The 10693-nt window shown below is 71.6% G+C and carries 12 protein-coding genes and 1 riboswitch; of the genes, 3 read left to right on the top strand and 9 right to left on the bottom strand.

The features are described 5' to 3' along the window. From VLG41_RS06000 to VLG41_RS05960, 9 genes are all read right to left on the bottom strand, one after another. Positions 1-874: aminotransferase class I/II-fold pyridoxal phosphate-dependent enzyme (locus VLG41_RS06000; RefSeq protein WP_325348480.1), on the bottom strand; the 874-nt coding region annotated here is incomplete at its 3' end. Continuing rightward, on the bottom strand, positions 871-1833 hold the full coding sequence (gene cbiB, locus VLG41_RS05995) for an adenosylcobinamide-phosphate synthase CbiB (RefSeq protein ID WP_325348479.1): 963 nt from the start codon (positions 1831-1833) through the stop codon (positions 871-873). The genes VLG41_RS06000 and cbiB, both read right to left, overlap by 4 nt. Positions 1834-1841: 8 nt before the next feature. Beyond that, complete coding sequence (gene cobO, locus VLG41_RS05990; RefSeq protein WP_325348478.1) at positions 1842-2423, bottom strand: cob(I)yrinic acid a,c-diamide adenosyltransferase; 582 nt, start codon at positions 2421-2423, stop codon at positions 1842-1844. A 22-nt stretch (positions 2424-2445) separates the two neighbouring features. Then, positions 2446-3207 (bottom strand): ABC transporter ATP-binding protein, encoded by a 762-nt coding sequence (locus VLG41_RS05985; protein WP_325348477.1) that lies wholly within the window; start codon positions 3205-3207, stop codon positions 2446-2448. Next, positions 3204-4208: an iron ABC transporter permease gene (locus VLG41_RS05980; RefSeq protein WP_325348476.1), complete on the bottom strand. Its 1005-nt coding sequence runs from the start codon at positions 4206-4208 to the stop codon at positions 3204-3206. Before VLG41_RS05980 ends, VLG41_RS05985 begins: the two co-directional genes overlap by 4 nt. Further along, a complete protein-coding gene (locus tag VLG41_RS05975) occupies positions 4205-5077 on the bottom strand; it encodes a helical backbone metal receptor (RefSeq protein ID WP_325348475.1) in 873 nt (290 codons plus the stop codon). The genes VLG41_RS05980 and VLG41_RS05975 overlap by 4 nt, the downstream gene beginning before the upstream one ends. After that, on the bottom strand, positions 5074-5658 hold the full coding sequence (gene cobU / locus VLG41_RS05970; RefSeq protein WP_325348474.1) for a bifunctional adenosylcobinamide kinase/adenosylcobinamide-phosphate guanylyltransferase: 585 nt from the start codon (positions 5656-5658) through the stop codon (positions 5074-5076). The genes VLG41_RS05975 and cobU overlap by 4 nt, the downstream gene beginning before the upstream one ends. Further along, positions 5651-6472 (bottom strand): ABC transporter substrate-binding protein, encoded by an 822-nt coding sequence (locus VLG41_RS05965; protein WP_325348473.1) that lies wholly within the window; start codon positions 6470-6472, stop codon positions 5651-5653. Before VLG41_RS05965 ends, cobU begins: the two co-directional genes overlap by 8 nt. Positions 6473-6481: 9 nt before the next feature. Next, entirely contained in the window at positions 6482-8299 is a 1818-nt protein-coding gene (locus VLG41_RS05960) for a TonB-dependent receptor domain-containing protein (RefSeq protein WP_325348472.1), read from the bottom strand. A 75-nt stretch (positions 8300-8374) separates the two neighbouring features. Continuing rightward, positions 8375-8635: riboswitch (cobalamin riboswitch) on the bottom strand. Between the two features lie 53 nt (positions 8636-8688). Here VLG41_RS05960 and VLG41_RS05955 point away from each other — a divergent pair. From VLG41_RS05955 to VLG41_RS05945, 3 genes are all read left to right on the top strand, one after another. Beyond that, the gene (locus VLG41_RS05955) at positions 8689-8916 is read left to right on the top strand and encodes a DUF904 domain-containing protein (RefSeq protein WP_325348471.1); all 228 of its coding nucleotides are present in this window, start codon (positions 8689-8691) and stop codon (positions 8914-8916) included. After that, the gene (locus tag VLG41_RS05950; RefSeq protein ID WP_291021805.1) at positions 8913-9323 is read left to right on the top strand and encodes a cell division protein ZapA; all 411 of its coding nucleotides are present in this window, start codon (positions 8913-8915) and stop codon (positions 9321-9323) included. The genes VLG41_RS05955 and VLG41_RS05950 overlap by 4 nt, the downstream gene beginning before the upstream one ends. 273 nt (positions 9324-9596) lie before the next feature. Next, positions 9597-10412 carry a sulfite exporter TauE/SafE family protein gene (locus VLG41_RS05945; RefSeq protein WP_325348470.1) on the top strand — a complete coding sequence of 272 codons (816 nt, stop codon included), beginning with the start codon at positions 9597-9599 and terminating at the stop codon, positions 10410-10412. The last annotated feature ends 281 nt before the right edge of the window (positions 10413-10693 follow it).

The raw sequence follows: 10693 nt of genomic DNA, 5'->3' as shown, positions 1-10693 counted from the left end.
CGCGGCGCAGGGTGGGCAGGCGCGCGACGCCGTCAGCCTCGGGCAGGCGGGCGACGAGGTAGTTGGCCTCGCTGGGCAGCACCGTCCAGCCCAGGGATTCGCACAGGGCGGTCTGCTGGGCTTTCCAGTCGCGCAGGGTGTTCAGGCTGTCCTGCAACCATTGCTGCGTCGCGGCTTGCGTCCAGGCCATCAGCATGGCCTCGGCGTGCGCGCCCAGCGGCCAGGAGGGCGCCAGCGCATCCAGCTCCGCCATGGCCTGACGCGCCGCCAGCGGTGCAATGGCGTAGGCGCCTCGCACGCCCGTGAGGCCGAGGGCCTTGTTGGGGGAGACCAGGCGCCACACGCGGTCCAACGCGGGGCCGTTCAACGTGGCTTCGCCCCGCAGGCGCAGCGGCGCGTAGGCCTGGTCGAGCACCAGGGTCTGCTCGGGGCGCAGTTGGCTCACCCGTTCGGCGAGGCCCGCCTCGGCCTGGCCCAGCGGCGCCGAGGGCTCGCAGGCCCAGAGCAGCCGCGCCCTGCCCGGCTCGCTCGTGCGGGCCAGGCCCCAGGCATCGGCGGCGCGGGCGAGGTCGCCGTAGTGGTGCGGTGGCAGCCACACCGCGGCACCGGGCGAGCGCGCGGCCCAGGCAGAGAAGCGCTGGATGCCCTCGCTTGCGCTGGCCAGCAGCAGCACGCGATCGGGCGCCACGCCGTGGAATGCGCCGAGCGCGGCCTTCAGGCGCGTGCCCATGGGGTCAGGGTAGCGCGAGGCGTCGGCCTGCGCGATGGCCAGCAGCGCCGAGGGACAGGGGCCGAGGGCGTTGGCGTTGGTGGAGAAGTCGTGCGCGGGCGGGCCGAGGGCGTCGGTGCCGCCGTGCTGGGCCGCCGGGTTCACGGCAGGCCCTCCACGGCGAGCACCACGGCCGCGAGCAGGACCAGGCCCACCACCAGGGCGCGCCCCGCGAGCACGAGGGCCGCCGTGGTGTCGGCCGGCTCCGGCGCGCGGCCCTGCGCGTTGAGCGTGTACACGCCCGGCTTGCGCAGCCGCAGGTTCAGCGCGAGCGCCAGCGCGGCCATGGGCCAGCCGGCGTTGGGCGACGGCGTGCGGCGCGCCTCGCGCCAGAGGGCGCGCGGCGCGAGCCGGCCCCCGGCGAACAGCAGCAAGGCGGCCGTCAGCCGCGCGGGCACCCAGGACAACACGTCGTCCACGCGCGCGGCCCACTGGCCGGCCCAGGTCCAGTCGCGCGCGGTGCCGTCCGCGTCGCGGCGTGGGCCGTTGTAGCCCCACATCGCGTCGGCCGTGTTGGCCCAGCGGTAGAGCGCCGCACCCGGCAGGCCGGCCACCAGAAACCAGAACAGCGGCGCCACCACCGAATCGCTGAGGTTCTCGGCCAGGGACTCGATGGCGCTTTCGCGCACGGCCGATGCGTCGAGCGCGCGCGTGTCGCGGCTCACCAGCCACGACAGCCGCTCGCGCCCCTGGTCCAGCGACTGCGACAGCGCCGCCTCGACCGCCAGCACCTCCTCGCGCAGCAGCCGCCACGACATCAGCGGCTTGAGCAGGAAGCCCACGAGCAGCGCGTACCACCACGGGCCCAGTGTCGACAGCGCGGCCTGCGCGGCCCAGGCCAGCACCACCACCACGAGCGCGCCCACGCTCCAGCCCAGCACACCCAGCGACCAGCGCGTGCCGTCGAAACGCGGTTCGGCCTGGCTTCGCGCGGGCGCGATGCGCTGTCCCATGGCGCCGAGCGCGCGCCCCATCCACACCACGGGGTGCCAGGGCGCACGCGGCTCGCCGAAGGCGCGGTCCACCGCCAGAGCCACGATCAGCGACAGGGCCGCGCCGAGCATCGCGAGGCTCAGTCCTCGATGCCGCGCTGCGCCGGCACGCCGGCGTTGAACGCGTGCTTGACCTTGGTCATCTCGGTCACGGTGTCGGCCAACTCGATCAGTTCGGGCGGGCAGCGGCGGCCCGTGATGACCACGTGCACGTGGGCGGGGCGGGCCTTGAGCGTCTCCACCACCCCCTCCAGCGGCAGCCAGCCGTAGATCAGCGGGTAGGTGAGTTCGTCGAGCACCACCATGAAGTTCTCGCCGCTCAGGATGGCCTCGCGCGCGCGCTGCCAGCCGTCGCGCGCGAGCTGGGCGGAATGCTCCAGGTCCTGGCTTTTCCAGCTGAAGCCATCGCCCAAACCTTCGATGGGCAGACCGAGTTGTTCGAACATGCGGTGCTCGCCGAAGCGCGCGCTGGGCACCTTCATGAACTGGAAGATGCGCACGCCCTTGCCGTGCACGTGCGTGCGGCCGAAGGCGCGCAGCGCCAGGCCGAAGGCGGCTGTGCTCTTGCCCTTGCCGTCGCCCGTGTTCACGATGAGCAGGCCACGGCGTTCGCCCTCGGGCTTGTCGTAGGGTTTGGCGCTGGGTGGGGTTTCGATCTGCATGAAAGGCTCCGGGGAGGAAGTATCAACGAGGCAGCGCGACCCACTGCTCACCCAGCGGGTGGATGGCGATGCGGTGGTCGAACACCGCTTCGAGCGCGCGGTGCGTGTCGGCGGCGTCGCAGGCGCCCTGGTGGCGCACGCGGCCACCGGCCACGATCACCATCTGGTCGGCGTGCAGGGCCACGCCGATCTCGTGCAGCACGCTGACCACGGTCTTGCCCTGCCCCACCAGTTCGCGCACCAGTTGCAGCCAGTCGGCCTGGTGCGGCGGGTCCAGGTTGGCCAGGGGTTCGTCCATCAGCAGCACGTCGGCGTTCACCGCGAGCAGGCGCGCCAGCAGCACGCGCTGGCGCTCGCCACCGGAGAGCGCACCGAGCGCGCGCTCGCGCCAGTCCCAGGCCTGGGTGGCGCGCAGGGCCTGCTCCACGGCGGCGCGGTCGGCATCGGACGGCGGTGCCAGCCAGGCCTGGTGCGGCAGGCGGCCGAGCATGGTCACGTCCCACACGCTCAGGTCGTCGGCGCCGCTTTCGCCCTGCCCCAGCCAGGCCAGGGCGCGCGCGCGTTCGCGGCCGCGCCAGGCGGGAAAGGGCCGACCCAGCAGCTCGGCCTGGCCGCTGTGCGGCAGCAGACCGGCCAGGGCCTTGAGCAGGGTGGATTTGCCCGCGCCGTTGGGGCCGACCACGCTGGTCCAGCGCCCGGCGGGCAGGTCGAGGTCGACGGCGTGCAGCACCTCGACGCCGCCGAGCGAAACACCGATGCCCTTGGCTTGCAGTGCCCGGCTCACTTGAAGCCCCCCGGTGCGCCGCGCCGGTGCATCAGCCACAGCAGGTAGCTGCCGCCCAGCACCGCCGTGAGCACGCCCACGGGCAGTTCCTGCGGTGCGACGACCCAGCGCGCGAGCACGTCGGCCGCCATCAGCAGCAGCCCGCCCATGAAAGCCGCCAGCACCACCAGGCGCGCGTGCGTGGTCTTGACGATGGAGCGCACCAGGTGTGGCGAGGCCAGGCCGACGAAGGCGATGAGGCCGGTCTGCGCCACGGCCGCGCCGGTGGCCAGGGCCAGCACGCCCACCAGCACGGCGCGCACGGCGCCCAGCGGCAGTCCCAGGCTGCGCGCGGTGGCTTCGCCCAGGGCCAGGCCGTCGAGCACGCGGCCCAGCGCAGCGGCCACCAGCACGGCGATCAGCAGCATGGCCGCCATCACGCCGCAGGCGGCCCAGCCCACGAAGCCGGTGCTGCCCAGCATGAAGCCCTGCATGGCCTGCAGGGTGTCGGGTTCGGCGATGGTGATGAGGTCGCGCGCGGCGCCCAGCACCACGCCCACGATGACGCCGGCCAGCAGCAGGCGCAGCGTCTGCTGCACGCCCTTGGCCAGCATCAGCGTGAGCGCCACGCCCAGCACCGCGCCCAGGAAGGCCGCGCCGGTGAGGCCCAGGCGCACCACCCATTGGGTGGCCAGGGTAGAGGCGCCGAACAGCATCAGCGCGCCGGCCACGCCCAGCGCCGCGCCCGAGGCGCTGCCCAGCAGGTATGGGTCGGCCAGCGGGTTGCGGAACAGGCCCTGCGCCACCGCGCCCGCCAGCCCCAGCAGCGCGCCCGCGAGCCAGGCGCCCAGGGTGCGCGGCAGGCGGATGTCCCACAGGATCTGCCAGGCCACGGGGTCGTGGCGCGCGTTGAGCACGCGGTCGAAGCCCGTGCTGCCGACACCCGCGCCCAGCACGAGCACCAGCAGTGCGGCGAGCAGCAGCGCCGCGCCGAGCCACAGGCTGTGCGCGCGGCCGTTCACTTCAATCCCTTGTCGGTGATGCACTTCGCCATCAGGCGCGCCGCCTCCGCCATGCGCGGACCGGGCCGCACCAGCACGTCGGACTCGTCGGCGGTGAACACGCACACGCGCCGCTCGCGCAGGGCGCGCATCCCCTGCCAGCCGGGGCGCTGCTCCAGGCCGGCGACGTTGCGCTGGCCGATCATGATCAGGTCCGGGTTGGCGCGCACCACGTACTCGGGGTTGATGCGCGGGAAAGGGCCGAGCTCGGGAGTGACGATGTTCTTCACCCCCAGTCGGTCCATGAGTTCGCCGATGAAGGACTGAGGCCCCGCCGCGTAGCCGCCGTTGCTGACCTCGTAGTACACGCGCAGCGAACGCGCCGCGGGCGGCAGCGACTGCGCCGCGGCCGACACGCCGGCGTCGATGGCGCGCCAGATGCGCTGCGCGTCGGGCACTTCCAGCACCTGGCCCAGCACGCCCATCACGCGCTGCGCGTCGCGCGTGGTGCGCGGCTCCAGCGCCAGCACCTTCAGGCCGAAGGACTCCAGCCGCGGCACGCCGCGCGACGACGTGGCGGCCAGCACCACGTCGGGCCGCAGCGCCACGACGGCCTCGATGTTCGGGTCGACGCCGCCGCCGGTCTGCGGCAAGGCGCGCACGGACGCGGGGTGGTTGGAGTAGCGGTCCACGCCGACCAGGCGGTGGCACTGGCCGAGCTCGCACACGGTTTCGGTGAGCGAGGGCAGCAGCGAGACGATGCGCTGCGGCGAGCGCGGCAGGGTCACGGCGACGCCGCGGTCGTCGGTGACGCGGATCTCGGTGGCTTGCGCGGCGCCCGAGAGCGCGAGCCACAGGCTCAGCACCAAAGAGAACATGAGTCGCGTCATCGCGGCGCTTTCAGGGTGAGTGGCAGGCCAGCGGCCATGAAGGTGACGCGCTCGCAGGCGCGCGCCACGGCCTGGTTCAAACCGCCGAGCGCGTCCACGAAGGCGCGCGTCTCGCGGCCCATGGGAATGACGCCCAGCCCGATTTCGTTGCCGACCAGCACCACGGGACCGCGCGCGGTCTCGATGGCGTGCAGCAGTTGCTGTGTGGGTGCCTGCGGATCGGCCGGCTCGCCCTGCGCGGGCATCAGCAGGTTGGTGAGCCACAGGGTGAGGCAGTCCACCACCACCAGGGTGTCCGGCGCCGTGAGCTCCGCCAGGGTCTCGGCCAAGGCCAACGGCGCCTCGACCGTGGCCATGCCGGGCACGCGCTCGGCGCGGTCGCGCTGGTGGCGGGCGATGCGTTCGCGCATCTCCGCGTCCCAGGGCAAGGCCGTGGCGACCAGCACCGCGCGGTGCGCGGCGTCGGCGTCGAGCCACTGGCGCGCCAGCGCTTCCGCGCGGCGCGACTTGCCGCTGCGCTGGCCGCCGAGGATGAACTCGCTGCGGGCGATGGGCTCGTGCCTGTTGCGTTCTTCAGCCATGGCGTGCGCTCCAGTCCATCACGAGGCGGTGCAGTTGCTCCACGCCATCGGTGAGCGCGGCCGGGCCGGGCTGCAGGATGTCGGCCGACTTGATCTCGTGCAGCTCACCGTCGCGCACCGCCGGCACGCCCTGCCAGCCGGGCCGCGCGGCCACGCGCTCGGGCCGGAACTTCTTGCCGCACCAGGAGCCGACCACCATGTCGGGCGCGCGCTCGACGATGCGCAGGGGCTCGCCGATGATGCGGTCCTTGCCCAGCGGCATGGCCGCCAGCTCGGGAAAACAGTCGTCGCCACCGGCGATGCCGACCAGCTCCGACACCCAGCGGATGCCGCTGATGCAGGGCTCGTCCCATTCCTCGAAGTACACGCGCGGGCGGCGCGGCAGCGCGCGGCCCGCCTCGGCGATCTCGTGCAAGCGCGCCTGCGTGCGCGCGATCCAGGCCCGGCCTTGCTCGACCTCACCCACCATTGCCGCCACTTGATGGAGCATGTCCAGGATCTGCGCCACGCTGCGCTGGTTGAAGACGGTGACCTGCACGCCCGCGCGGATCAGCGCCGACGCGATGTCGGCCTGCAGGTCGGAGAAGCCGAACACGCAGTCCGGCTCCAGCGCGAGGATCTTGTCGATCTTCGCGCTCAGGAAGGCGCTGACCTTGGGCTTCTCCTCGCGCGCGCGGCGCGGGCGCACCGTGTAACCCGAAATGCCCACGATGCGCGCCTCCTGCCCCAGCAGGTAGAGCCACTCGGTGGTCTCCTCGGTGAGGCAGACGATGCGCTGCGGGCCACGGGGCGCGCGGGAGAAGTCCTCGGTCATCCGGCGAATTTACTTCGGCGCCCAGCGCAGCGTCACGAAAACGCCCCGGCCCGGCTGGTTGTAGCCGCGCACGGTCTGGTAGTCCTCATCGGTGATGTTGCGCAACTGGGTCTGCACGGTCCAGTTCTTCGACACCGCGTAGTCGGCGTGCAGGTCCAGCGTGGTGTAGGCGTCGAGCTTGAAGGTGTTGTTGGCGTCGTCGAAGCGGTCGCCCACATGCAGCAGCGTGCCACCGAACGTCCAGGCGCCCACGCCGTAGTCGGCGCCCAACGAGGCCTGCGTCTTGCTGCGGCGCGGCAGCAGGCGGTTGTTGAGCTCGTTGCGGGGGTCGATGGTTTCCAGGTAGGCGCGCAGTGTCCAGGCGCCCACGCTGCCGTCGTAGCCCAGCGTCCAGCCGTCGATGCGCGCGCGCGGCACGTTGGCCGGCAGCGGACCCGAGGGGATGAAGCCGCGGATCTTGTTGTCGAAGTACACGAGCTTGACGGTGTGGCCCGCCTGCGTCCAGCTCAGGCCCACGTCGGTGTTGCGGCCCTCTTCCGGCTGCAGCGTGGGCGTGCCGAAGCCGGGGAAGTAAAGCTGGTTGAACGAGGGCGCCACGAAGCTGGTGCCGTGCGACACGTGCGCGCGCAGCGAGGGCGTGAGGCGGTAGCCGTAGCCCACGAAGCCGGTGCTGCTGTCGCCGAACTGCGAGTTGCGGTCGTTGCGCAGGTTGAGCTGCCAGCTGTGCGAACCGGCCTCGCCATTGAGGCCGAGGAAGGCGGAGTTGATGCTGCGCTCGGTCACGTCGTACCGCGTGGCGCTGTCCACCTTCTGCTCCAGGCGCTCCACGCCGGCCAGCACCACGCCGATGGGTGTGTCGATGTCGTTCTGCCACAGCACCTGGTTCTGCTGGGTGCCGAAGTGGCTGGGCAGGAAGGACGCGACGATGGACCTGGCGTAGTCCTCGCTCTGCGAGACCTGGAACTGCGTCTTCCAGCCGGACAGCACCTGGCCGCTGAGGCCCGCGCGCAGCACCTGCGAGCGGAAATCGTCGCGCGTATCGCGGCCGGGGCCGTCGTCGTAGTGGTTGGTGCCCTCGGAATACAGCACGCCGGCGTCGAGCTTCCAGTCGCGCGTGAGTTCAACGCCCACGGAGCTGTTGAGTGAGCGCTGGCGCAGCGGGTCGCGGTCGGGGTTGTGGTTGCCGAACTGCACCCTGGGGTTGGTGGTGGAGAAGCCCCCGTCGTTGAGCGTGGAGACGTCGATGGCGTACGTCACGCCGCCGCTGCCACCGCTCAGGCCCGCGCCCACCTGCGAGAAGCTCTCGCTGCCCAGCGTGACGAAGGCGCTGGGGTGAAAGCCCTCGCGACCCTTGCGCGTGAAGATCTGCACCACGCCGCCGACCCCGTCGCTGCCGTAGAGCGAGGAGCCCGGGCCCTTGAGCACCTCGATGCGCTCGATGGCGTCCAGCGGCAGGCCGGTCCACACCGGCGTGCCCGCCGTGGCCGAGCCATAGCGCACGCCATCGATCAGCAGGATGGTGTGGCGCGACTCGGCGCCGCGGATGAAGATGTTGCCGCTCTTGCCGCGGCCGCCGTTGGTGGCCATCTGCACGCCAGCGGCGCGCACCAGCACCTCGGTCAGGGTCTGGCCGGCCATCTTCTCGATGTCGGCGCGTTCGATGACGGTGACGTCGCTCACCAGGCTGTCCACCCGCGTGGGTGTGCGGTTGGCGGTGACGACGGTTTCGGAGAGCGCGGGAGCGGTGCCCTGGGCGAAGGCCGGCAAAGCGGCGGACAGGGACAACGTCAGGGCGGCCTGGCGCCAGGACGGAACACGGGATTGCATGGTTGTGGAAACAGAAGGGCTGCCCTCACCGCCTTCCCCGACGGTGCATGGGCGTCACGGCGGCGCGCCTTGCGACGCACCACCACCGTGCTGGCCGGTATCCGGGCTGACAGACCAACCTCCCTCGCCTTCCCAGCCGGCGCGCAAGGCGCCGGCCAGTGGCGGTGTGAGGGGGGCAGAGCATCCGGCGGCTTGAAGCCGCCGGCCATCTCGTCTGCTTACCGTTGCGGGGGCAGCGCAGGTTAGGTTCGCCGCCGCTGGCAGCGCGCCCTCCTGCTTCCCGTTTAACCGCGGCGCGTGAACCACGCCGCGAGCACCAACGCCGGCGATTCTAAGCAAAGCCTTTCGCGACGCCTACAATGCCCAACGCCCTTCGCCACGCAAAGACCATGGCCGCGCCCACGCCCATCGACCAGATCACCGACAAGGTGGAGCGGCTTTTGCTGCGCCACGAAGAGCTCCAGCGCACCAACGCCCTGCTCGTCGAGCAGGTGCATGCGCTGCAGGCCGAGCGCGACCAGCTCAAGTCGCGCCTCATGGCGGCGCGCGCGCGCATCGACGCGCTGCTCGAGCGGCTGCCCGGCGCGGGCGCCGACGAACGCAAGGAGCGCACATGAACCGGCCCGGCTACAAGCAGATCGAAGTACAGATCATGGGACAGAGCTACCTGCTGTCCTGCCCCGACGGCGGCGAAGCCGCACTGCTCGACGCCGTGGAGCGCGTGGACACCGCCATGTGCCGCATCCGCGACGCGGGCAAGGTCAAGGCCCGCGACCGCATCGCCGTGCTGGCCTCGCTCAACCTGGCGTTCGAGCTATCGCAACTGGAGCGCAAGGAAGCCGAGCGCGAGGCCGAGGCCCAGCAGTTCCAGGCTTCGTCCTTCGCGCAGGCGGAAGGCAGCGCCTTCGCCGAAGCCGGCGGCAGTTTCGACCAGGACCCGATCGATCCGCAGACGCTCTCGCGCGTCGAGGACCTCATGCGGCGGCTCGACCAGACCCTGGACAAGGACGGCCGCCTGCTCTGATGAAAACCGCGTGACCGCGTGCCGCCCATCAGCATGCACCAGCGCACCGACCGATGGTCCGCAGGGCTTTCGCGAGGCTTCTAGAATCAACCCCGTCTGCAGTGCGTGCCGGGTTCTCATGTCCTTGAACCAATGCTCATTGAGCCCGGGCTTGGTACATTGCGCGGCTGGTGCGAGCGTCTCGCGTCAGACGAACCCGAAGCCGCGTTGCCCTCGCCCACCTGAACCCCGGTTCAGGCACACGACCCGGCGCCCACTTGCAGACACCTTTTCATGCCACTTGAACCCCTGCTGATCGCCGAGCTCGCGCTGCTCGGCGTGGGGACTGGATTCCTCGCGGGCCTTCTGGGCATCGGCGGCGGAATGCTGATGGTCCCTTTCATCACCCTCATCCTCAACGGCCGCGGCGTGGCGCCCGACCTGTCCGTCAAGATGGCCATCGCCACCTCGATGGCGACCATCATCTTCACCAGCATCTCCAGCGTGCGCGCGCACCACAAGCGCGGCGCGGTGCGCTGGGACATCGTCAAGCGCCTGGCGCCGGGCATCGTGCTGGGCGCCGTGGTGGCGAGCATGGGCGTGTTCGCGCTGCTCAAGGGCTCGTGGCTGGCGCTGTTCTTCGCGCTGTTCGTGGGCTTCTCCGCCACGCAGATGCTGCTGGACAAGAAGCCCAAGCCCACGCGCACCATGCCGGGCACGGCGGGGCAGCTCGGCGCGGGCGGGGCCATCGGCTTCCTGTCGGGCCTGGTGGGCGCGGGCGGCGGCTTCGTGTCGGTGCCCTTCATGACCTGGTGCAACGTGCCGATCCACAACGCGGTGGCCACGAGCGCGGCGCTGGGCTTTCCCATCGCGCTCGCCAACGCGGCGGGCTACGTGGTGTCGGGCCAGGGCGTGGCCAACCTGCCGGCCAACTCGGTGGGCTACATCTACGTGCCGGCGCTGGTGGTCATCGCCTGCGCAAGCGTGCTGATGGCGCCGCTGGGCGTGCGGGCGGCGCACGCGTTGCCCATCGCCTCGCTCAAGCGGGTGTTCGCGGGCATCCTCTATCTGCTGGCGGCGTACATGCTCTGGAAAGGGCTCTCGGGCTGAAGCTTCCTCGGACTGCTGGGCGTTCTTCTCCGGCGGGTTCGGTCATGGGCGGTTCGCATTCTCCGGCGACTCCGGTCATCGGCGCTCGGGTGTCCGGCTCCGCGACTGTCCCCCGGAGCGGATCGCTGACGCGCTCCACTCCTCCGCCTTTATGTCGCTGCGCCGGACACCCGATCACCGACGACCTCGTTGGCACTCGTCTGTTGGCACTCGACCGTGTCTGCGGCTCGCGGACGCTGGGTGCCCTGCGTAGCGAAATAAAGGAGGAGGCCCGGCGCAGC

Origin of the sequence: Hydrogenophaga sp., assembly GCF_035481345.1 — a bacterium.
Lineage (GTDB): Bacteria > Pseudomonadota > Gammaproteobacteria > Burkholderiales > Burkholderiaceae_C > Hydrogenophaga.
The sequence above is the reverse complement of the archived record's forward strand: the minus strand, read 5'-3'. Positions and strand labels throughout refer to the sequence as shown.